We start from the raw sequence: 21657 nt of genomic DNA on the forward strand, positions 1-21657 counted from the left end.
GGTGGTCCGAATACGAATTTCAGATAACCCGCCGGTCACCACCGGCGGATGCAAATGAAAGGGGCCGCGCAAACTGAGGCGGCCTCCTGAATTTAAAGGAGGCAAAGGTGCTTTGAGATCGAGAAGTTCGCTGCGGTTACTGTTCCAGCGGTAGCGCCATTCAGCCAAACGGCCGTGTCGCCATCGAGCTGTACGACAAAATATGCGCCGTTTTGGTAGGCATGCGCGATCACGTCGGCGCACGATGTTAAGCCGGAGGCCGTTATCCACGGCTAAAGGCCGTTCGTTTCCATCTACGTTTCAATCTAGGTCGATCTCGAGGTAGGGACCGGCGCATTTTTGTCGGTTTTGGTAGCCATCAAACAGGACGAGCGCCCGTCCACCCAGGATACGCACCGCCGTTCCCCGTTGAGACTTAGTTCGGGGCGTGCGCGATTTCCCTCTCATTCAGCCGAACGCGATCTCCCACCTGAAATTCTGGTAAGGGTTGTCGCTCTTACGTGGCTTCATTGGAAACAGCATCAGTGGCCGTATCTTCAGGCCTTCACTTTCCCTTCCCCTTCAGCCCCGGTTCGACCAGCGGGGCGATAATCTAGAGTTTGCGGTCGCTAGATTTGTCGAGCCGTTTGTCCGCACCGGCAGAGCTAAGGTGTCCGACGAATTCGCCCGTTGGTTTGTAGATCTTTTGACCGCGGAGATCATACAGCTTCTGTCCGGATAGGTTATAAATTTTGTTTGCACGAATGACAGCGACGTACTGTCCTTCGCTGTTGAATATCTTTCCGTCCATCGTCACCTCTCCGGTTGGAAGAGCAATTCGTTCCCGCCGGAACTATCTCGTCGAGCTTTTGGGCCCGGCGTCGCGGCCGATGCCGATGCGCTACGCGAGATCGGGGTGATAAATCCCTGTGCAGGCCCCGAAAGCTTCCATCCGCCGGACCATTGTAAATTTTGCCGAAAGGGCAGTCTGACCGCATGGGTCGGTACTAGACATCGGGCCAGCCGATTTGATGACGAGCGCTCTGACACCTGGGCAATGCAAGGATCATTGTGCACTGAATGGCAAGGTTGCACGGGCGCGATAGGTCCAGAGTCCAAAACTACTACCGATTCCGCCGCGTTCAGCGCCAACCGCTATTTGCGCGCCGTTGCCAAAGGTTGCCGTCAGGCCGCTAACAGCGCGCGCGGACCTACCGTCGAGGATGAGTTTCGACGGTATCGCCGCGGCGGCCGTTCCCGCACTGTCGCTGTTGAAGTAATAGTCGCCAAATAAGCCGATATAGGGCATCAGAAGACTAGTAGCCCACCAGTGCACCGGATAAGACATCTTGACGCCGCCGCTGGCGCGGCCGACCGAGAAGTCGCGCGCGGTTTGCAAGGTCCCAAATGTGTCGTTGTAGGCGTTCTCATGTTCCCACAAGGCGTAGATGCGCGCCGAGGGCTCGATTTGGATGCCGTAGCTATTATAGGTGCCGGTCAGGCTGCCCGTGACCAGCCAGCGGTTACCGCTAAAGGACCCGGCAGCCAGGCCTGCCATTCCGTCATAGCCGATGACTGAATAGGCGAATCCGGTTTCGAAGCGGATGTTCTGCGAAATCTTCCAGCCAAGGTAGGATCCGACGGTCCAGCCGTCGCCCTTTAACCGCCCCTGCAGCGAGTCAGAACGGTAATCGAAGGTCTCGTAGCCACCAAGCACCCCGGTCAGGAAGTTCGGCGTAAACCTGCGCGTGAGCCCGGATAAGGCATTGACCTGCGTCCCCCTGAGATCGTTACCGATCGTATTGCGGCTGAAATCGGTGCCTCGCACGTCGATCCAGGCGAGCCAGTCGTGCGGCGGTGCCGCGGGGGACGGCCCTCTGGTCACCGTGCGATCCTTTCCGGCATAACCGAGTGCGGAGAAATTATCATCGATGCGGTTGCTGCTCGCATCCAGCGAAGCGAGGACCTGCCTGACGCTATCCTGCGAAGCCTGCTTTTCCGAAACTAGTTGTTCGAGCGCCTTGAGCGGATTGACAAGGCCGGCTCCGAATTGCGGATTGATGCCCGGGGCTCCGAGATGCCGGGCGGTCTTCACTAGAATCGCGCGAATTTCCTCCGGTTTGAGAGACGCCTTTCGAGCCAGCAGCAGTGCTGCAACCCCGCTTACATTAGCGGTCGAAACCGAGGTGCCAGTCGTAAACTGCATCCGCCCGTCGGGCGCCGGCACCAAAACATCGACGCCCGGCGCTGCGACGGTGACGTATTGTCCCTGATTGGCGCCCTTGAACAGGCGATCATTTTCGTCGGTGGCCGTGACAGCCATAACGCTTCGATCAGCGCCGGGATAAATTGGTGGTGATTTCGGGCCGTTATTTCCGGCGGCGGCGATCACCAGTATTCCCTTCTCGCGGGCAATCTGGAGTGCCTGTGAGAGCGCCGGATCGCGTGGCCCAGCAAAACTCATGTTGATGATTCTGGCGCCGCGCTGAATCGCGTAGTCGAGCCCCTTAAGGATTCTGGTCGACGTTGCCTGGGGATGGCCGGTGCCGCCAAAGGCGCAGATCGCGATGATGTTTGCGTGCGGGGCAACGCCTAGCAAATTCACATGCGAGGCGATTGCTCCGGCCATGCCGGTGCCGTGCGCATCTGGAGCGGTCGCACCGCAACCGGCGTCGAACCGGTCTATGACCCTGCCAGCGAGATCCGGTTGGCTGATGTCGATTTCCGAGTCGATCACCGCAATGATGACATTGTCACCCTTGGTGACCCGGTGGGCGTCGGCGAGATGAAATTTTTTCACAATGTACTGCGCCGGATCACCTTGATCGCCGCTTGGACGGCTTTGATCCTGGGTCAAGCCATAGGTGTAAATGGGCTGCACGGCGGCATTGAGCTTGGCGGCCTCGACCAGGCGGACCACGTCACGGACGGATCGTCCATTGGTGATGCGTAGGGTATAAACCGTGCGGCCCAGCATGCCTATGGTTTGCTGGGCCAAAATGGTAAGGTCGAAACGTTGGGCGATGCTTTCAATTTGCTGCCGCGTCCCTGCGGAGCCGACCTGTAACATCACTTCGTCGGGCGAAAACCGGGTTTCGCCAATGGGCGGCATGCCCGACCCGGGCGGCAGCGGAATCGCGGGCAGGTCAATGAGCCGCGTGCCAGGCGCGGCTCCATTGCCGCCGTGCCTTCCGTTTGCGAGACTCCCCGCGTCACCCCCGCCGCTGCCAGTCTGCCTCACAGGGGCGGGGCTGAGCGGGCCAAGGCTGCGCCTGCCAGCCGCCCTTTTGCGGTGACTACCGATCATGTCGGCGGCGGGCTCGCCCAATGGGATTTGGTAGGTGAAGCCGCTGCCATTGGGCGTGAGAGCCTGCGGCCTGTCGCTGAATCCGGCATCGATTGCGTGGTCGATCGCGCCCACGATGGCCTGCCCCGATATTTGCGCGATCATCGGGGTCACGGAAACCTGCATCGCCCGCATGTTGACGCTGTCCGTCGGGACACGGATGGTCTGCGTTAGCGCGGCCGAGGTGCTGGCGGCATTGTTTGGGTCGCTACCGTATTTCGCCGTAATCGAATGGCTGCCCACGGCGAGCGAAGAAGTCGAGAACGTAGCCGTGCCAGCCGCCAGCGTTCCCGTGCCGATCTGTGTGCCGCCGTTGAAGAAGGCCACTGTACCAGTAGAAAGCCCGGTCACCCTCGCTGTAAACGTCACTAATTGCCCTAAGCTGGATGGGTTCTTCGACGACGAAAGCGCTGTCGTGGTCGCCACCAGTCCATAAGTGAACTGGAAACTGGTGGCGCTGGTGCCGCCCGAATTCGTTATCGTCACGTCCACCACACCGCTACCAGCGGGAGAGGTCGCGGCAATCGATGTCGGACTGTTAACGGTGAACGAGGCCGCGTTGGTGCTGCCGAAGTTTACCGACGTCGCGCCGGTGAAGTTGTTGCCGGTGATGGTCACCGGCGTGCCGCCTGTTGCGGGACCGCTGTTCGGCGAGATGGACGTCACGGTAGGCACCGCAACAGCCGCAATATAAGTGAACTGGTCCGCCAAACTGGCGGCGCTGGTGCCGCCCGAATTCGTCACCGTCACGTCCACCACGCCGCTACCAGCGGGCGAGGTCGCGGCAATCGATGTCGGGTTGTTGACCGTGAACGAGGTCGCGTTGGTACTGCCGAACTTTACCACAGTTGCGCCGGTGAAGTTGTTGCCGGTGATGGTCACCGGCGTGCCGCCTGTTGCGGGACCGCTGTTCGGCGAGATGGACGTCACGGTCGGTGCCGCAACGTAAGTGAACTGATCTGTCAAACTGGTGGCGCTAGTGCCGCCCGAATTCGTCACCGTCACGTCTACCGTGCCGCTGCCAGCGGGGGAAGTCGCGGCAATCGACGTCGGGCTGTTGACGGTGAAGGTTGCGTTGGCGCTGCCGAACCTTACCGCTGTCGCGTCGGCGAAGCTTCTACCAGAGATGGTCACCGGCGTGCCGCCCGTTGCGGGACCGCTGTTCGGCGTGATTGACGTCACGGTCGGCACTACTTGCGCGTTGGCATTGCGGCCGGAATCAGCAATCAACGCGGCAAGTGCAACAACGATCATGCCAGCAGCACGGATAGTGCAAACCCGCCTGCGGATCTCCACGATCGCACTCCGTCCGCAGCTCACGCCTCGGCTCCCCGATTTCTTCGCAACGCTATGCAGCCAATGGTGGCGAATGGCTGCGAGATCGCAGTGTGACAGTTGTGATCATCAGAAACAACGACTGGTACCGAGATCGCCGGCCATCGTTGCTCATTTACCACAACCGGGAGCTGCGAACTGCCCGACTGCCGAGCGGGAATTCAGGATTTCAGGCCGTCAATCTGGCGGTTCAGTTCGGCATAAAGCGTTGTGGGGCGCAAAGTCCAGGTCCAAACTTTAAGAGCTTGATCCTTCTTCCGCCGAGCGTTCACTGCAGCTAGCAAAGGAATGGTTCTTATGAACGATCGGATCAAAGTCATTTGCTCCAATTGCCGAAAGCCCTTTTCAGAGCGAGCCAACCGGCTAAAGAACGGCTATCAGGTACGTGTCCCAATTGCATGAGGCTGATCACTTTTGATAGCAGCTCGGAAGATCCCAATATTCGGCGCCCACTTAAGGCTGCTCGGGATATTCGTCATGCGGCGGAAGAAGCCTTCGTCATGGCCAGAACGGCTGCTCAGCCGAAGCGCGATACTGGATACCAACGCGCCCGCCCCTTGGTGAAGCTCCGCCCTTTCCTTGCACTCTGGTAGGGGACCTCACCGGGCCGTCGTAACCCTCGACATGGGGGTTATCGGTAGGAGCACAGGGGGCGCCGGGTGCGCCGGAAGTTCCAATCGATAGGCAAATGCCTTCAGGGCGGAAGGATTACACCGCTCCGATGAAGACCCGACCGCTTCCATCGCGTCTATTAATTCCGTAAGCCAAACCGTGCTGGGATCGGCGGATGGTAACGCGCTACGGGCCATAAAAAATTCCGTTGAAACGAGGCGAACATCAAGCGATTGCGCGGCGATTGGTTCCGGTCGCAATCTTCGACGAATGATCCCGTTTTCGCCATATGATCCGTCTCACAGACCCAATCGACGGGCGTGTATGTTGCGGCGATGAAATCCGAATTTGTCAGAGACATTGCTCACGACTTCGCAGAAGCGGGCGAACCCCTTGGCCGCAGGGGCGCAAACTGATCGATGTGCTGAAACTTACGCCGTTTCGTTTCAGCGGAAGTACCCGCTGCCGACCTTCAAAAGATCAGTAATATCTAACGGGGCTCGAAAGTGGGCAGCCCAATATCGGGCGGAGATCGCAAGGGCCATTTTAAGCCCGACATTGGTCGACGACAACAGATCATCGAACCGGTAACCTGACCCTACAACGTCGCAGCGTTGTCGCAGCAGAAGTCGCTTGTTAAGCCGAATGGCCGCAAGGCGGGTTGATTCAGGAACCGGGCCGACCGGCTCAGCATCAGTCCCGCGAGAACGTCCGCGCTACAAGCGAATCATTTGACTGCGCAGCCCGCAGAGTTGCTTACTCGAACAATCTTGTAGGGTCGCCCTATGTTCGAGGCTGTAGCAGCAGTATTGGTAATTCTCAGCGTCGGCATCCTTGTCGCTCCCGCACTGGACGCCTTTCGATCGTGGGAATAGCCCCTCAAGGTCTCGGAAGCGGGCGCCGCTTTGGTAGCGCCTAGTCGGTCCAAATGCGTCCTCCGCGCTTGCAGATTCCATGATCGTTTTGAGGAGAGTGAGCCCTACGCAGAAGCGGGCCGATTGAACCATCGCCGCGCATGGTCGCGCGCACGGCGAACCCGCTGAAGCACCCTCGCCGCCGTCTCAAGCTTGCGCCGCGAAAAACGCGCCGGCGGGGTACGCGTCGCCGCAGCTGAAAAAGAAGACCGCGGCTTCGATGAGGGCGCCGAACTGGTTGTGGCCCACTGTGGTCGCAGCGGTCGCCGCCGTCGCGATCGGCGCATTAGCGTCTGTTTATTCTTCTGCTATTAAGCGTGGCGTGCAGCCGGCCGCTTCATCGACGACGTCAATACCTACCGCCTCGGTACCAGTCGCATGAGTACCTGCACCGCAAACGCCCTTATCTTCGGCCGCGGTGCCACCGCTAAAGCCCGAGGTAATGGTAATAGAGCCTGATGCATCATCGCGACCGACTGTTGAGCCAATGCCTGCGGAAAGGACTTCTGAGGAGGGTAGGGGCCCCGCCCCGACTATTCATCTGCCAAATCCACTTTTCTCCGAGGCGGATGTAAAGACCATCGCGATTATCGCAGAGCAGAAGCGTTTTGAGATGCCTCCATTCCAAATCGAAGCGCTGGACGAAAACGTACCTGTTCAAACTCGCCGCTTCGTGGGCGTGTGGGCAAGCAAGGTCGGATTTAATGGGGTCGGGCGCCACGCGATGTTAATTGTCACTAGCGTTTCAATTGAAGGTGCCATACGAATGGCTGGACGCTTACGCCAATGCCTTCACATAGGCTTCGATGATTTCGCCGGCATCGGCGGGTGTCAACTCGCCGGTAGCAACGGCAGCCAGAACGGCAGAATCAGTCGCGGCGGCATCTTGAGCGCTATTGATCGGCGGCAGTGCGAAGGTCACCGGCCGGTCTTTGCGGGCGGGCAGGATCCTGTCCAGGCAAAGCCGCAGCGCGGCCATGTCGCCGGTCAGGGCGAGGTCGATTGCCTTCTGTGTGACGGCTTCCGCCTGCCATCCAACAAGGTTACTAGCGCTCCCCGGATTGCCGGACTTGCCCGTCTTGATTCGCGTGTCGGCCCGTTTCCGGCCCGAATTTTCAGGGCTTGGCATTAATGTCCCCGATAGGGGAGCCCGCAGAGCCGATCGGCGCGGCCTTGGTTCTTTCGTGCTTCATGTTCCGCCTCATGACTGCAATGAGTGAAGCATGCGCGCGTGATGACGGTAATGGTAGGTTTGAGCTGCGGAAGTTGAATGCTGATGTTAAGGTGTGAGCCCGGTCAAACTCTACCGTGCCGGCGTTCGGAGGGCCGCCCCCTTTCAGATGAAGCAAACGAACGCGCAGTGACGGCGGGTCGATCGATCCGTCACGGATGTTCGATCAGGTCATCAAGGGTGGTCTCCTGACTCGAGAACCATCGATCAATCTGCAACAGCGCTCGCGGCAGTCTGCCGAAATTTGCACCTCAATCAAAAGCGGAAATCAAAGACGGTCTGCTGCGGCGATCAATCCAATTGGGTTGGCGCGACATGCAGAATCGACGAATTGCTTTGCAAGTCACACTAGATCACACATTGACTGCGGGACGCAACCGTCGCAAAATGGCTCCAGTCCAGGCCAAAACTAGAAAACTAGACAGACGGAAATTTTGACATCCCGAAGTGGGAGTGACTTATGGCACAGACCGACGGCGAATGGATTAAGCAATGGAGCAAGATAGTCGAAAAGGCGTGGCACGACGAGAGCTACAAGAACCGTCTTAAGAGCGACCCTGAAACCGTCCTCAAGGAAGAGGGTATCGCACCTCCGGAAGGCGTTCAGGTCAAGTTGGTGGAAAATACGCCGTCGCTGGTCCACCTGACGTTGCCGGCCAAGATTGTCGAAGATATTTCCGAAAAGGATCTCGAGACGGTGGCAGGCGGCCACAAGATCGGTGGCATCTTTTGGGGCGGGACCCACATCCGCTGGGGCGGCGGGCTGACCGTCGCTAACTCGCTCCTCCGCTTCAACAGGTAGATCTTAGGCAGGCCTCCCCCAGTGGAACAGGTTGATTGCAATTGGTGCACCCGGCCGCCTCTATTCGGCATGGTCAAGGCGTCTCGTTCCTGCCCGACTGACGGCTTGCTTGAAGAGGTGGATCGGACATGTCCGAGCTCGATTTCGATCTTGCAAGACTGATCTGGCCAATCGATTCGGCTTCCTTTTTTCGCGACACGTGGGAGAAGAAGCCGCTGGTCGTTTCCCGTAATCAGCCGGACTACTACGCCCGCCTGTTTTCGATGCGGGATGTAGACTCCATGGTCTATTTCACGCGGCCCAGATTTTCCGGCATCAGGACAGAAAGTACGCCCACCGAGGCGCTGCGAGGAAATTTCCCTCACGACGAGCATATGTTTTTCGAAGGACAAAATAACGTCGCGGCGTTGTCCAGCCAATACGCTCAGGGCAAGACCATTTTTGTGCACAAGCTCGAACAGCGCTGGAAATCCGTGGCCACGCTGTGCCGGGACCTGGAGGCTACGCTTCATCACCCTGTTAATGCGAGTATGTTCCTGACGCCCAGGAATTCCCAGGGAGTGTCGGCCCATTTCGATGCAGTTGAAGTTTTCGTGCTGCAACTGGAAGGCTCCAAGCATTGGCGGATATACAAGTCGGGCATCGATTTGCCGCTGAAGGAGGCCTATGAACCCATTCCGGGCGAGCAGATCGGCGAGCCGATCCACGAAGTCCATATCAAGGCGGGAGACCTGATCTATATGCCCCGTGGATTCATCCACGAGGCATTTGCAACGGACGAGTCGTCGTTGCACATCTCGGTCGCGGTCTCGGTTTTCCGCTGGGCGGACCTGATGCGGGCTGCCTTGGCACGGCTCAGCGCCAATGACGTACGTTTTCGCCAGGCGGTGCCGGTCGGAGCTCTCGCCGGCGGCGAAATATCCGAAGCCTTGAGGGCCCAGTTCGAGGAGTTGCTTCAAGAATTTTCCCAAGGTGCACGCATCGAGGATGCCATGGCGGCGCTTAGCGATCAGTTTCTGGGCGACATGGCCGTGTTGCCGGGTGCGCATTTCCTTCCGCCAGAGGAGATCGACCGCATAGATGTCGATACCGTCCTAGAAAAGCCCAGGGCGATGGTCTGTCGGGTCATCCAAGAGGCGGCGTCGGTCAGCATTCAGTTTCCCGGCAACCGTATGAGAGCCCCGAAGCAATTGGGCCCGGCGTTGGAATTCATCTCGAAAGCGTCGCGGTTCCCGGTGAGCGCTTTGCCCGGCAGTCTGAGCGACAACTCGAAGCTGACGCTCGCCAGGCGTCTGGTCCGCGATGGCCTGTTGAGGATCGTGGATCATCCAGGCGCCCGGACGAATCCTGCGGCCGAGGAGATTCCGGAAGCTTGTCCGGTCAAGTGACCGTTTTGTTTCATCCTCGCTCTTCGTCACCTACGGAGTAGCGTTTGCCTCCACCATCGAAGTCAGCTCATTCCACAGCCGTGTTTCTCGGCCCGTCATTGCCAATTGCTGCGGCGGAAAAGATTCTACCGGCCGATTATTTCCCACCCGCCGCGAGAGGCGACATCTACCGCATCGTCGCGTCCGGTGTGACAACCATTGTACTTGTCGACGGCGTTTTTCATGGCACCCAGTCGGTTTGGCAGCGCGAAATCCTGGATGCGCTCGGTGAAGGAATCGAAGTGTTCGGCGCTTCCAGCATGGGAGCACTTCGCGCCGCGGAGTTGAACCTATTCGGAATGGTCGGCCACGGGACGATATTTGAATGGTACAAGGACGGCTTGATCGACGGGGACGATGAGGTCGCGCTTCTCCACGGCCCGAAGGAACTCGAATTCTGTGCGCTGTCCGAACCGCTGGTCAATATCCGCAGAACGCTGCAAAATGCGGTGCACGAGCAGTGCATGACGGACGATCAGGCCCGGCAGCTTTTGGATTACACCAAGCGTACCTACTACCCCGAGAGATCCTATCGCCATCTTCTCACATGCCCGGCCTTGCAGAGTTGGCCTGATCGCGGGGACATCGAGCAGTACGTCCTGACCAGAGCGATCGATCAGAAGACGCTCGATACCATCGGGGTCCTTCGTCGTTGCGCGGAGCGGCAAAAGGTGAGCAAGCCCGCGGCGGTGATGCTGGAAGAACCCCGGTACGACATTTGGCGCCTGGAACGACTGTGTCTCACCGGATTCTCCTGCGGTTCGGCTATTTTTTCGGGGAGTTACGTCCTGTGCGAGGCCGCAAAAGAACCGCTTCTTGTTGCTGAAATGCAGGCCGTGTTATCCGGGCGCGCCTTTGTGATGGATCTGGCCCGGAGAAAACAACTATCCATTCCGAATCACCTGCTCGAATTCTACACAAGGCGGTGGGAAGAAACGCTCGATATTACCCCCGGACCCGACTGGCTGCGTGCCAATGGCCTTACACAACTCTCGTATCGGCGGCTCCTGGCGCAGCACTTTCTCATCGACTGGCTCGTCGATCAGGATGCCGGATGTTGGGGCCAGCCGCCCCGTGAACGGCGAGAAATCGTGGAGCAACCTGCGTCAGGTTGCATGGTGATATCGCCGGAATCCACCCCGAAGGGGGATGCAGACCCAACTGGCCTTGTCGTCAGAATGCCACAGCGACGCCTGCTGGCCGATTGGGCGCGAGAAAGCTGCATTTCGTGCCCGTCCGACGTTCTGGAGAAATATATCGGACGGTGTGAGTCAGCCACCGTTTCCGCCGGTGACGGTGAGCGCTTCCAAATAACCAGCGACGAGATCGATGCCTCCGACGACTCGCCGGCGGACTGCGCGCTGACTGAATGGATGATGGAAAAAGGGCCGCGCCATTACGGCCTGGATTGGTGTTTTGAAAGTAGTTTTCTGGAAGAGCTGCAGATAACCGGACTTGCTGCCAAGCTCATTGCGAAAGCGCGCAACGGATGATCCTGCGCAAAACCCATTACGGGGGAACACATCGCGTGTCGTTACCCGAGGACACGTTAGCCAAAATCGAACCGCATCTGTCCGCCATGGGTGTCACGCGCTGCGCAGACGTTACCGACCTGGATCGCATAGGCATTCCGGTATTCTGCGCGATCAGGCCTCAGGGCAAGATGATTCAGGTCACCAATGGCAAGGGGCTTAGCCACATCGACGCTCGGGTTTCCGCCTTGATGGAGGCTCTTGAGATATATCATGCAGAGAACTTTCCGCAGACGCCGCCAAGAAGAGCCAGTCTACGGTCGATGCGCAATGGGGACAGGGCTCCCGTTCTTCCCGAAACGTTGCCGCATTACAGGCATGAAGCTTATTTCGCTCCGGAATTTTTGATCGACTGGTCCATTGCTGAAGAACTGTTGACGGCGCAGGAAGTCTGGCTGCCCGCAAGTTCAGTATTCTTCTTCAGCTCGCCAAGGCTTTATGATGTCTCCTCGAACGGCCTGGCAAGCGGGAATGAATTGACCGAGGCAACGTTGCATGCGCTCTATGAGTTGATAGAGCGCGACGCCATTTCGCGTCTCTGCGCAGGCGGCCGCATTCGTCTCGATCCGGAATGCTGCATCGATCTCGATACTTTGGTTGAAGGGCCGGTAAGCGACTTGATCTCAACCCTTGTGAAGGCCGACATCACGCCGAAGTTGATTTGGGTAAAAAGCAGCATACAAGCACATACTTTTTGGGCCGTTCTGCTCGATAAAATGCCGCTCGCGCACTGCTCGACAGTCAACATCGGTTACGGGACGCACCTGTGTCCGGAGGTTGCGGCGATCAGGGCGATCACGGAAGCCGCGCAGTCGCGATTGACCTATATTCATGGGGCCCGTGAAGACCTGCACGAGCAGTCGTACAGTTCGGATCGCGCGCAGGCGTCGCTATTTGCCGTTTTCGATCGGCTTAAGGGCACTGCCGCTTGGGGAAGCTTCACGGACAGGTCCTCGGACGATTTGCGCGAGGACTACCGGTACGTCGTAGGTTCCCTTGCCGAGGCCGGGTATCGCAGAATGTATCGCGTGGATTTAACGCGGCCACCGTTCCAGATTCCGGTGGTGAAAGTGCTGGTGCCGGGTCTGGAATTTAATGAGCGGCTGTTTTGACCATGTTGCGAACCATTTCAAGTGCGTCGCGGCGTATAGCGCAGTTGACGTGAGCAAAGTAGACTTCGAACCTAGGCGTCAACTCGGACAGCTTAGCTGGGGGAGCATCTTTGCGAGGTCGGCACGGCACGATCAGGCGGACAATTCGGCGCCGGCCGGCGTGAATTTCAGATAGATGCCGCTCTCATGCAGCCAAAGCCAGCCCGTGTCGATCGCATAGCGTAGGCCGCACCGGATTCTGTGGCGAGGCGCCTTCTTCGATAACATCGGCGCGTTTATCTTCTCGATTTAAATCTTTCCGTTCTACCGGATGGATCGTATTGGCAATTTCAAGCAGCTTGCACGCGGCCTTTTCAGGATCGGCATAGGGGCGGTCGGTGCTGAATTTCATGTGTGCTGCGAATATACGCATCCTGAACGTGACGGTCGGTTACCGCCATATCGATCCTGGCGTCACAGAAACAGCGCGCTTGTCCACTGGTTGATTGCGTGGGCAGCGGGAGGCCGGCTTCCTGCATCATGTATTTCCATTCCGTCCAGGCTCGCTGGCGGCGATGTTCGATAAAGTCATCCTCGGTGCACCGCGGGAGATAGTCTTTCCAGGCAGCTTCGAAACTTGCCCGCGCTTCGTCGAAGCTTGGCGCGCAGCCGCTGCGGGAACGACCGCGATGTGATGCCGGGTAGAAGCCAACGTCCCGCCATAGCTTGGACGTGACCGGCACACCGGACTGGATCGCGATCGTGCCGACCTGAAACGTCACCGTCGAAGACGTGCCAGGTGTCAGAGCTTTCGGGGTGAGCGCGGCGGGTGAGTTCGGGCATGCGCTATTGAAGCGTCCCCGAACTCTGTGCGCAAATTGTCAATCCGTTGGGGCCTAGATGTCACTGGCCTACAGATTGTCGTGGGTGGGAGGCGATTGAGCGATATGGCGGTGCTGCGGCTCTGCCTCGATCAAATCCTGCCCGCCCGTAGGGACCCGTCCGGTAACGTTCACGCTGCCACCCATCAACAGCGCCCAGGACGCCGCGGCGACCGTCTCTGCCGTTTTGGCCGCCGTGCCGCCGGCGAACTTGCCCCAGTTGACGCTGGAGAAATTTCCAAACTGATCGAAGCCTATGTGAAGGCCTTCGAAACGGCTGAGTTGGCCGAGCGTCTTGGGCGCCTAGGAAGGATGACCAGGCAATGAGCGTCCGCAACGTAGAAGCTCAAATCATCAAGTTGGAAGCCCTGCAGCCGGCGCCATCTTCTCCGCTCGACGGCATGATTGGCGACGAACTGACAGTGATTCTGCTCGAACTCTATGCCGATGTCTTGGCCTTAAATACGCTAGCCGAAGAAAAGACGGAGGCTGCGAAGCTTGAGGCAAGGCATCGCTACGACGGTGAGTTTCGCGTCGGGTCGAAGGGCGAAGCCCCCGGGTTTCGAAAACTACCATGAGCGGATCGCATCCAATGAAAGCATAACTGGGAGAAATTGCAGCCCGAGCGCGGCGAGTACGTGCCGTCGCTCAACTGCGAGATTGAGACCGATGGCGTCGGATTTCCCGGCCGCGGCGAGCCCCCCGTGCCGGACCTAATGGTTCGGCGGGCGAAGCTCTGGCAGCATCCAATGGTCAAGCAGATCGTGGAGGATGCACCGAACGCCAAGCTCGGCGACAACCGCAGGAGCAGAGTGTAAATCGTTCAAGGTCTGTCGGACAAGCGAACCTTCAGGGGATTGCGGGCATTTCTACATCGGATACGGCGGGGAGGGCGCCGATTATTCTATGCCGGCGCAGGAAACGATGGTCTTTCCGGAGGAAACGGTCTCGATGGCCTGTTAGGCGCACCCGGCAATGACGCAGTCTATGGTGACGCGGGCTTCAATTACCTTTTCGGCGGTGACGGAAACGATACGCTAATTGGATCCGGCAGAACGTCCGCGTCAGATGTCAACGTAATGCAAGGCGAGGCTGGCTCCGACCATCTGTACGGCCGTCAAGGTACGAACTGTTTTTACGGCGGTGACGAATCTGACGTCATGTTTGGCCGCTCTGGGCTCAATATTTTTATTTCGTCGGATGAGTTCGTCTACGGCGATGTGATCTACGGAGGCTCGGGTCGGAACTACGTTTATGGTTCTTCCGCAAATGACACGGTCACCGGCGGGATCGGCGTAGACGTATTTCTGATGAGCTTCGGAGATGACATTATTACGGGTGGCGGCGGTGTAGATTATGTTTGGGGTGGCCTCGGTACCGATACGTTTTCTATCGACGACCGAACGACAGAAAGCATGGTTGTCCAAGATTTCTTTGATGACGTCCTAAGAGCTTCTGGCACGTCCTTGCATTCCTTCGCCAACGTGCAGGCGGGGACGTTCTATGCAGCCGGTATCAACACGACGATCATCACTGACGCGGCGGGCAGTGCGGTTTGGCTAATCGGGTGCGCACCCGGTCAACTGCATTCGACATGTTTAGTTTTTCGTAGAGCCCGTATCTGGGAGGCAGCGCAGCTACAACCCAAGGCCTCGCTAAGCAGCTGACGAAGGCGCGAGCCATGACCCGCATCCTGGCGGCGCCGACAAGGCGCGCCGAGCTGTTGAGGCGTTGATCCGAGAAGCGGACGACCTTACCTGCCAAGCTGAAACGAACGCATGTGGACCGACGGTGGGCCGATGCTGGCGTTGAATGCCGGCCCGGCGGGATTTCCTTATCGATGAACGCGAGGGTGGCGCGATCGTTACCGCGGACGGAGAGCCTATCGTCGGGATCATCGCACCCGCCGGCAGTTCCAGACGGTAGGCCAAGGCTTTGAGGTCGGAAGGATCAGACCGCAAGGATAAATATCCGACCGCTTCCATCGCTTCGATCAAACCGATCAGCCAAATTGTGCTGGGGTCGGAAGGTGACGGGCTACGGCCCATGACCGTGGTCCATCATCAAGAACGAGAGAAAATTCAACGGATCGTGGCTGCAATAGGTTCCGGCATCGTCCGTAGATGTTCTCGGGATGCACTATGTGATCTATCGCACAGATGCATTCGACTGGCGGGACGTATTGTGGCGAATGAAAGCCAAATTCGTCAGAGACACCGCTCACGACTTCGCAGAAGCGCTTCGGGCAAACCCCTTGGCTGCTGGGACGTGCGCGAACTTATCGCTGTGCTGAACCTTAGCTACGCGGACTTTGTTTCAGCGGAAGTGCCCGCGGCCGACCTTCAAAAGATCACGCAATATCTAACAAGGCTCGACAGTGGGCAGCCCAACATCGGCCCGTGATCGCAGACCGCCGATATGAAGCTGTGGGTCGACGGCAACAGATCATCGAATTTGTCAGGCGGATATCGTTGCCCCGCGGTATCGGTGATATGAACTTCCCAGCCGACGTCCAGCAGGCTGCGTGCCTTTGTAACGGCTACCAGCGGGTCTAACCGCAACGTCTGTGCGATGTGTTCGTCCTTCGACGCGTGGATTGTAAAGGTCAACAACGCCTCCTGATCCCTGCGCAGCTACCGGATCACAAGGCGCGCAATTCGACAAGAAAAAGCCGTTCCGCACCGCAGCGACAATCGACTTCCTGCACTGCGCTACCAGCAGCGGATCGGCGCCGTCGAAGACCCACCCTATGGTCCCATTTGCGTAAGCCACCGCGCCGCGCTTTGATGCGCGGCAATGGCCCCGAAACACGATCCGACCCCCGCTGTCTGGCGGCGACCGTAGGGCGCTCGGCAAGGAGCTGACGAAGGCGCGCGCGATAGCCGGCATTCTCGCCGCGCGCGCCGATGAAGCGCACCGGGCTTGGCGGGGAACTTCCTACGGATTTCCAACTTCTGATGATCTCTAGTCTCGATAAACTCAATGCCGTGGCACAAAAGGCGGCGTTTCAAACCGCTAACGGAAGGATCGCAATGACAACTTATGTGGGTACCCTTGGAGACGACAATCATACTGGCAACGAAGACGGCATGTACGGCCTTGACGGCAACGATACAGTTGGCAGCACGGTCGGTTCGACGACCTACCGTGGTGAAGGTAACGACAGCCTCCAGGGCGGTCAGCCAAACGCCCCGCTCGTTACTCTCTACGGCAGAAATGGCAATGATACGCTCGCCGGCTTTGGCGCCATGTACGGCGGCGAGGGTAGCGATTTGATCTCTGCTTCACAAATCGGTGGCGCATACGGTGGGGCTTAACGACACGATCAACACTTCCTTGAGCGGCTTTTACGGTGGGTGGCCTACGGCGGCACGGGCGATGATTTGATTTCGGGGACCGTGGCCTATTGGGATGGTGGCGACGGGAGCGACATCCTGAATGGCACTTACAGCGCCATCGAAGACACAACCGGCAGCGGCAACGACATCATTATTCTGACGGGCTCAAACGGCACTGGCGGATCATTTGTGTACGGTGGCTTGGGCAATGACGCCGTCTACGGCGGAGACGCGAAAGACACGATCGTCGGCGACGGCGGCGTGGATCTTTTGGAAGGTGGCGCTGGAAACGACTACCTCTACATGTCGACAGGCGGCGGGAAGGCATATGGCGGCGATGTTGGCGTCGGTTCGGCAGCAATTGATATCTTTATCGGAGACGCCGGCAATGACAACGCTTATGGGTATGACGGCAACGATTACTTCTATGGCGGAACCGGCAATTTCCAGATGTTCGGGGGAGACGGTGTAGACGTTTCCATAGGAAGCGCCGGCAATAACTATTTTGACGGCCGCCAAGGCGTGAACTTCGGTGGCGATGGCGGCGGACCGGGTACCGGCGTCGGGACACTTTCGTCGTCAACGATGTTCCGAGTGTCCAAGTCATTCAGGACGTCGAGCCTCGATACAATTCAACTAAGCGGTTCGGGCTTTTCATCGTTCGCGGACGTACTCTCGCATTCCTACCAAAACGGCGCTTACTTTGTTGTTCAGGTCGACAGCGATACTGCGGTGTGGCTGAACGGCGCGACGGCTCAAACGCTGACGGCGGCGAACTTTAGCATCGTGAGTTGATGGCATAAGCCCGCCGGCGTGAACCGGCGGGCCTTTTCGCTCGCTGCGCGGATCAAATGCGCCCGCCGCCCACGCCCTTGAGAGCTGCACAAGCCACGTGATTGCAACTCCGCCACCCCTTTACCATGGCGAATACAAGACCGAGAGTTCTTGCTTTGCAGACCGGATCCTAAGCGGAGCGCGCCGGCGAGCGGCGGCCGTTCACAACGTTGAAAAAAGAGGCCGGAGCGGCTACTTCTTAGCTTCGGACGGGGCCGTTGCTGAGCCGCTGCCACTTGAACTCCCACTTGAGCTCGCACTGCCGCTGGAACTGGCACTGCCACTGGAACTGGCGCCTCCGCTCGAACTCGAACTGCTCTGGGCGCTCGCTAAAGAAGTCAGCGCGATGAGAACGGAGACGGCGACTGCGGCGATCCTTGTCATGACGAATTCCTTTTGTTGCTTCCAGTATCAAGCGACGCCCGGCCAACATGTTCCGGTCGAGCAGCATCCGCTGGACAATTTAACCGCCCGCGGGGGACGTTTCGCGATCGCCGACCCTATTGGGAACCAATTTCGGCGCTTCGCTTTTGATCTCAGTTCCCGATTGCTGGATTTGCGTTATGCGTAGGTCGGATTGGACGCCGTCAATCGTGCCGAATGGCAACGATGAACGGTCTATTTAGTAGCCGATGATTTTGGCAAAAACGGCAGCGCTTGGCGCGAAACCGATTGCGAGACCGCCGACATCGAGACGGCAATTCAGAACCTGCTGAGCGGTGAGTACCGCAATCCGATCCGCGTCGTCGCCTTCAATACCGCGGAGCGATGGTCCGAAGACGTCTCCGAGGACGTCGCGCACGAACTCCGCCGCCGCTGGCGACCTCGATCGAGAAGGTACCATCCGGACAACGGATGCGTCCAAGTCTTACTCGAAGAGAGCAGTTCTATTCAAATGTCTTAAAGGATCTGCTCGAATCGAATCTTCCGTTTATGAAGGCGGGTACGCCGTAAACCTTTATACCTACGCGCGGTGCCCGACAAAGGCCTAGACATTTTACAACTGCCGCGGAATCAAATGCGGTGGAATTGCTCGCGCTCAAGCCAGATGCCATCTTGGCATCGGGGGTATCACAGTCGCGCCGTTGCTACGGGTGACCCGCGCTGTCCCGATTGTGTTCGTAAGGTCGTGGACCCCGTTGGCGACGGCCTAGTCGAGAGCTTGGCGCGGCCGGGCGGCAATGTGACCGGTTTCACTCAGTTCGATTACAACCTGAGCGGAAAATGGCTTGATCTGCTCAAAGAAATCGCGCCCCTTGTGACCCGAGTCGCGGTCATTCGCGACCCCACCCGAGGTCCGGGGATAGGTCAGTACGCTGTCATTCAGGCGGTGGCGCCGTCCCTTGGGATAGAGTTGCGCCCGATCAATGCCCTCGAGACAGCGGAAATCGAGCGAGCGATTGCCACCTTCTCTGGCTCTCCGAATGGCGACATCGGGCGGCACGGGGTTTCATCGCGGTCTAATCGTCCCGCTTGCGGCACGCCATAAGTTGCCCGCTGTCTACCCCTTCCGTTACTACGTCACCGACGGCGGCTTAATCTCCTATGGGCCCGATGCAGTTCTCCCATTTCGCCGGGCAGCTGCCTATATCATCGTATACTCAAGGGTGAAAAACCGGCCGATCTTCCGGTGCAGGCGCCGAACTTATGAGCTGGTGCTCAATCTGAAAACGGCCAAAACGCTCGGCCTAACCGTGCCGCCGTCCGTACTCGCCCGCGCCGACGAGGTGATCGAATAGGGTCCGCGGACTTCCGCTTCTGGCACTCATGCCGAGACAGCCTGACAATGGCTGCAAATGGGGGCAAAGCGGACCTCGCGCTTGGGTGCGTCGAGGTCCGAGTTTGACCCTGGCTGTGTGAAAACGCCGCTGCTTTGCTATGATTCTCTCGTGATTCTGCGGGGGAAGCTGATGCGGCGCTTCGTTAAGCAGGCGGATCGTGGGCAGTGGACGCTATTGCCCGAAGCCTTGATGATTCGTTGACGAGAGCAACCCTGTTCGCGTGATCGACGTGTTTGTCGATACGCTCGATTTGGCTGAGATGAGCTTTGAGGGAGTGGAACCTGCGGCGACTGGTCGGCCATCGTACCACCCCTCGGTTCTCCTCAAGCGTTATATCTACGGCTATCTTAACCGGGTGCAGTCGAGCCGGCGGCTCGAACGCGAGGCCGGCCGCAATGTCGAAGTCATGTGGCTGCTGGGTCGGCTCGCACCTGAGACAAGACGATTGCGGACTTCCGCAAAGACAATGGCCTGGCGCTGCGGAGGGTATGTGCGCGCTTCGTCGAACTCTGCCGAGAGATGGGTCTCCTCGCGACGGCGAGCGTTGCCATCGATGGCAGCAAGTTCAAGGCCGTGAACAATCGGGACAAGAACTGCACGCGGGCGAAGGTGGAACAGCGGCGTGCCCAGCTGGAGGAGAGCGTCGCGCGCTATCTGAGCCAACTTGACACGACCGACCGGCAAGAGCCGACGGAGGCACTGGCCGCGAAGGTAACGAGGCTTACCGAGAAACTGACGAAGCTGAAGGAGGAAATGGGCAAGCTTGCCAGTTACGAGAAGCAGATGCTTGCTTCACCTGACCAGCAAATCTCACTGACCGATTCCGACAGCCGTTCGATGGCGACGAGCGGGCGTGGTTCCGGCGTCGTCGGCTACAACGTGCAGGTCGTCGTGGATTGTGACGTATGAGGTAACGAACAGCGGCTCAGATCGGGCTCAACTGGCCAATATGGCCAGGCAGGCCATGGCTGTTCTCGAGACCGAGACGCTCGAGGCCGTTGCCGATCGCGGCTCCTTCAGCAGCCTGGAGATCCTCGCATGTCACGAGGCCGGCATCACGGTAACTCTGACCCAAGCCGCAGACGTCGGGTGCCAAGTCAGATGGCCGCTTCGGCAAGCAGGACTTTGTCTATTTGCCAGATGAGGACGCCTATCGCTGTCCAGCCGGGGAACAACTGCCATATCGCTTTACGAGCGAGGAGGACGGCAAGCGGCTACGGCGCTACTGGACCACAGCCTGTCAAGATTGTTCGCTTAAACCGCAGTGCACGACAGGGCCAGAGCGGCGGATTCCACGATGGGAGTATGAGCATCTACTCGAAGCTGTGCAGCAGCGCCTTGATGCCAACCCACAAGCCATGCGCCTGCGTCGCGAGACGGTCGAGCATCCGTTCGGCACGATGAAAGCCCGCATGGGAGCGACACACTTCCTCACCAAAACGCTTCCTAAAGTAACCGCCGAAATGGCTCTCTCGGTCCTGGCCTATAAACTGACACGGGTCATAAACATCGTCGGGACCAAGCCGCTGATGGCTGCGATTGTGGCCTGATACCGAACCAGTCCTGGCTTCTCTCTGACTTCCCCGGGGAAGGGTGTTTTTACACGGCCGAGACCCATAGCAGACCTGTTGAATTCACCAAACTTGTGCCCGCGCTATGTTCGTTTGGGCGGAGGCGGCAGTGCCCCGGTCTGGTGGAGAAGTGCAAACCGATCTGGCACCCCCAAGTGTTCGACGAGCTTTCCATCTGAAAAACGGCAAATGTCCATGACATCAATGGTCACTGGTTTGCCTGAGCGCGGATCGACGCCCGTTGCCTTGCAACGTGCCCAGACCGTATCGCCAGTCTCGACGACGGCTTCTGCGGTGAACTTCAGATCCTTTATGCTACACCTTGCATCCTCGATCTGTGCTTTCAGTATTTGCGGCCCGGGTAAATCAGTTCTCGTTAGATACTGGTGTTCAATCGATTTTTCGCCGCGCATTTCGTCCGCGACAGTCAGGTCACCCTGGGAAAAGCCACGCTCGACGATCGCCTTGAAGCGCTCCAGATTCGTAGACATGCCATCACTCCATTCCTTGCGTCGGTCCCGGCGATCGCGATGCCGACTGTGACGATGCCAAATTTGCGTCTTGTGATGCTCATTGCCGTCGCGGTCACGTGTTCGGGCAGACTTGCTGGAGAACCGGCGAACTCGCTTGTATATTTTAATCATGCGCCGGGAAAAAAATGTTGTCCCATTCGCCGATGAGGCCGCCAGGTGGCAAGCCGGTGAAAACGTGGCATTCGCGTATGAAGTGGGCCTGATCGAAGCAGCCCAATTCGTGGATAATGTCGGTCCAAGGCCTGCCCGGAGCGTTACGACGGGCGATTAGCGCTCTGTCGAACCGGATCGTTCGTGCGAACAGTTTTGGCGTCATGCCCACCTGTGTCGCAAACCGACGCTGAAATTGGCTCGTGCTAAGGCCTGATTTTCCAACGAGGTCATCGATCCGTGCACGGCCCCGGGCGGCTATCAGCAGACGCGATGCGTGGCCAACCACGTCGTCGGGTT

General features: G+C 58.5%; 19 protein-coding genes and 2 pseudogenes. 13 read left to right on the forward strand and 8 right to left on the reverse strand.

The window, feature by feature from the left end:
* Positions 1-592 precede the first annotated feature (592 nt).
* From JQ575_RS24180 to JQ575_RS24195, 3 genes are all read right to left on the reverse strand, one after another.
* Entirely contained in the window at positions 593-790 is a 198-nt protein-coding gene (locus JQ575_RS24180) for a hypothetical protein (protein ID WP_212035655.1), read from the reverse strand.
* A 255-nt stretch (positions 791-1045) separates the two neighbouring features.
* Positions 1046-4621 carry a S8 family serine peptidase gene (locus tag JQ575_RS44845; RefSeq protein WP_312016011.1) on the reverse strand — a complete coding sequence of 1192 codons (3576 nt, stop codon included), beginning with the start codon at positions 4619-4621 and terminating at the stop codon, positions 1046-1048.
* A 2343-nt stretch (positions 4622-6964) separates the two neighbouring features.
* Positions 6965-7315 (reverse strand): hypothetical protein, encoded by a 351-nt coding sequence (locus tag JQ575_RS24195; RefSeq protein ID WP_249166857.1) that lies wholly within the window; start codon positions 7313-7315, stop codon positions 6965-6967.
* Between the two features lie 562 nt (positions 7316-7877).
* Here JQ575_RS24195 and JQ575_RS24200 point away from each other — a divergent pair.
* From JQ575_RS24200 to JQ575_RS24215, 4 genes are all read left to right on the forward strand, one after another.
* Positions 7878-8219, forward strand: coding sequence for an NHLP leader peptide family RiPP precursor (locus JQ575_RS24200; protein ID WP_212035656.1), 342 nt, complete (start codon positions 7878-7880; stop codon positions 8217-8219).
* 128 nt (positions 8220-8347) lie between these two features.
* A complete protein-coding gene (locus JQ575_RS24205; protein WP_212035657.1) occupies positions 8348-9607 on the forward strand; it encodes a cupin domain-containing protein in 1260 nt (419 codons plus the stop codon).
* Positions 9608-9651: 44 nt separating this feature from the next.
* Positions 9652-11139: a TfuA-like protein gene (locus JQ575_RS24210; RefSeq protein WP_212035658.1), complete on the forward strand. Its 1488-nt coding sequence runs from the start codon at positions 9652-9654 to the stop codon at positions 11137-11139.
* Entirely contained in the window at positions 11136-12290 is a 1155-nt protein-coding gene (locus JQ575_RS24215; RefSeq protein WP_212035659.1) for a YcaO-like family protein, read from the forward strand. The genes JQ575_RS24210 and JQ575_RS24215 overlap by 4 nt, the downstream gene beginning before the upstream one ends.
* Positions 12291-12474: 184 nt before the next feature.
* On the opposite strand, the gene JQ575_RS24220 is transcribed toward JQ575_RS24215, so the two are convergent.
* Positions 12475-12681, reverse strand: a complete 207-nt coding sequence (locus JQ575_RS24220) for a hypothetical protein (RefSeq protein WP_249166858.1) — start codon at positions 12679-12681, stop codon at positions 12475-12477.
* 792 nt (positions 12682-13473) lie between these two features.
* On the opposite strand from JQ575_RS24220, the gene JQ575_RS24225 reads away from it, so the two are divergent.
* From JQ575_RS24225 to JQ575_RS24235, 4 genes and pseudogenes are all read left to right on the forward strand, one after another.
* Positions 13474-13728, forward strand: a complete 255-nt coding sequence (locus tag JQ575_RS24225) for a hypothetical protein (RefSeq protein ID WP_212035660.1) — start codon at positions 13474-13476, stop codon at positions 13726-13728.
* 36 nt (positions 13729-13764) lie between these two features.
* Positions 13765-13968: a hypothetical protein gene (locus JQ575_RS24230; protein ID WP_212035661.1), complete on the forward strand. Its 204-nt coding sequence runs from the start codon at positions 13765-13767 to the stop codon at positions 13966-13968.
* A 39-nt stretch (positions 13969-14007) separates the two neighbouring features.
* Positions 14008-14187: pseudogene (locus JQ575_RS46515) on the forward strand (hypothetical protein); the annotation flags it as partial.
* Between the two features lie 42 nt (positions 14188-14229).
* Positions 14230-14817 carry a hypothetical protein gene (locus tag JQ575_RS24235; protein ID WP_249166859.1) on the forward strand — a complete coding sequence of 196 codons (588 nt, stop codon included), beginning with the start codon at positions 14230-14232 and terminating at the stop codon, positions 14815-14817.
* Positions 14818-15492: 675 nt separating this feature from the next.
* Here the strand turns inward: JQ575_RS24235 and JQ575_RS24240 are convergent.
* Positions 15493-15759, reverse strand: coding sequence for a hypothetical protein (locus JQ575_RS24240; protein WP_212035663.1), 267 nt, complete (start codon positions 15757-15759; stop codon positions 15493-15495).
* 297 nt (positions 15760-16056) lie between these two features.
* Here JQ575_RS24240 and JQ575_RS24245 point away from each other — a divergent pair, with 297 nt between their 5' ends.
* The 3 genes from JQ575_RS24245 (at position 16057) to JQ575_RS24255 (ending at position 17893) form a co-directional block, all read left to right on the forward strand.
* The gene (locus tag JQ575_RS24245; protein ID WP_212035664.1) at positions 16057-16467 is read left to right on the forward strand and encodes a hypothetical protein; all 411 of its coding nucleotides are present in this window, start codon (positions 16057-16059) and stop codon (positions 16465-16467) included.
* A gap of 39 nt (positions 16468-16506) precedes the next feature.
* Positions 16507-17283, forward strand: coding sequence for a calcium-binding protein (locus JQ575_RS24250; protein ID WP_212035665.1), 777 nt, complete (start codon positions 16507-16509; stop codon positions 17281-17283).
* 97 nt (positions 17284-17380) lie between these two features.
* Positions 17381-17893 (forward strand): hypothetical protein, encoded by a 513-nt coding sequence (locus tag JQ575_RS24255; RefSeq protein ID WP_212035666.1) that lies wholly within the window; start codon positions 17381-17383, stop codon positions 17891-17893.
* Positions 17894-17944: 51 nt separating this feature from the next.
* Here JQ575_RS24255 and JQ575_RS24260 read toward each other — a convergent pair whose 3' ends face one another.
* Complete coding sequence (locus tag JQ575_RS24260) at positions 17945-18124, reverse strand: hypothetical protein (RefSeq protein WP_212035667.1); 180 nt, start codon at positions 18122-18124, stop codon at positions 17945-17947.
* 246 nt (positions 18125-18370) lie between these two features.
* Here JQ575_RS24260 and JQ575_RS46520 point away from each other — a divergent pair, with 246 nt between their 5' ends.
* Complete coding sequence (locus JQ575_RS46520; protein ID WP_409364810.1) at positions 18371-18811, forward strand: ABC transporter substrate binding protein; 441 nt, start codon at positions 18371-18373, stop codon at positions 18809-18811.
* 421 nt (positions 18812-19232) lie between these two features.
* Positions 19233-20653, forward strand: a pseudogene (locus tag JQ575_RS24270) (IS1182 family transposase).
* Positions 20654-20757: 104 nt separating this feature from the next.
* Here the strand turns inward: JQ575_RS24270 and JQ575_RS24275 are convergent.
* Positions 20758-21165 carry an ester cyclase gene (locus JQ575_RS24275; protein WP_212035669.1) on the reverse strand — a complete coding sequence of 136 codons (408 nt, stop codon included), beginning with the start codon at positions 21163-21165 and terminating at the stop codon, positions 20758-20760.
* 145 nt (positions 21166-21310) lie between these two features.
* Positions 21311-21646, reverse strand: a complete 336-nt coding sequence (locus tag JQ575_RS46525) for a helix-turn-helix domain-containing protein (protein ID WP_212035670.1) — start codon at positions 21644-21646, stop codon at positions 21311-21313.
* Positions 21647-21657 lie beyond the last annotated feature (11 nt).

The sequence above is a fragment of the Bradyrhizobium sp. JYMT SZCCT0428 genome (assembly GCF_018131075.1).
Taxonomy (GTDB): Bacteria; Pseudomonadota; Alphaproteobacteria; order Rhizobiales; family Xanthobacteraceae; genus Bradyrhizobium.

Bases quoted from the DNA above. Each gene is read 5' to 3' on its own strand.
- JQ575_RS24180 (WP_212035655.1), bottom strand. From the start codon at position 790: ATGGACGGAAAGATATTCAACAGCGAAGGACAGTACGTCGCTGTCATT.
- JQ575_RS24195 (WP_249166857.1), bottom strand. From the start codon at position 7,315: ATGCCAAGCCCTGAAAATTCGGGCCGGAAACGGGCCGACACGCGAATC.
- JQ575_RS24200 (WP_212035656.1), top strand. From the start codon at position 7,878: ATGGCACAGACCGACGGCGAATGGATTAAGCAATGGAGCAAGATAGTC.
- JQ575_RS24205 (WP_212035657.1), top strand. From the start codon at position 8,348: ATGTCCGAGCTCGATTTCGATCTTGCAAGACTGATCTGGCCAATCGAT.
- JQ575_RS24215 (WP_212035659.1), top strand. From the start codon at position 11,136: ATGATCCTGCGCAAAACCCATTACGGGGGAACACATCGCGTGTCGTTA.
- JQ575_RS24220 (WP_249166858.1), bottom strand. From the start codon at position 12,681: ATGAAATTCAGCACCGACCGCCCCTATGCCGATCCTGAAAAGGCCGCG.
- JQ575_RS24225 (WP_212035660.1), top strand. From the start codon at position 13,474: ATGAGCGTCCGCAACGTAGAAGCTCAAATCATCAAGTTGGAAGCCCTG.
- JQ575_RS24235 (WP_249166859.1), top strand. From the start codon at position 14,230: ATGCAAGGCGAGGCTGGCTCCGACCATCTGTACGGCCGTCAAGGTACG.
- JQ575_RS24245 (WP_212035664.1), top strand. From the start codon at position 16,057: ATGAAGCGCACCGGGCTTGGCGGGGAACTTCCTACGGATTTCCAACTT.
- JQ575_RS46520 (WP_409364810.1), top strand. From the start codon at position 18,371: ATGCCATCTTGGCATCGGGGGTATCACAGTCGCGCCGTTGCTACGGGT.
- JQ575_RS24275 (WP_212035669.1), bottom strand. From the start codon at position 21,165: ATGTCTACGAATCTGGAGCGCTTCAAGGCGATCGTCGAGCGTGGCTTT.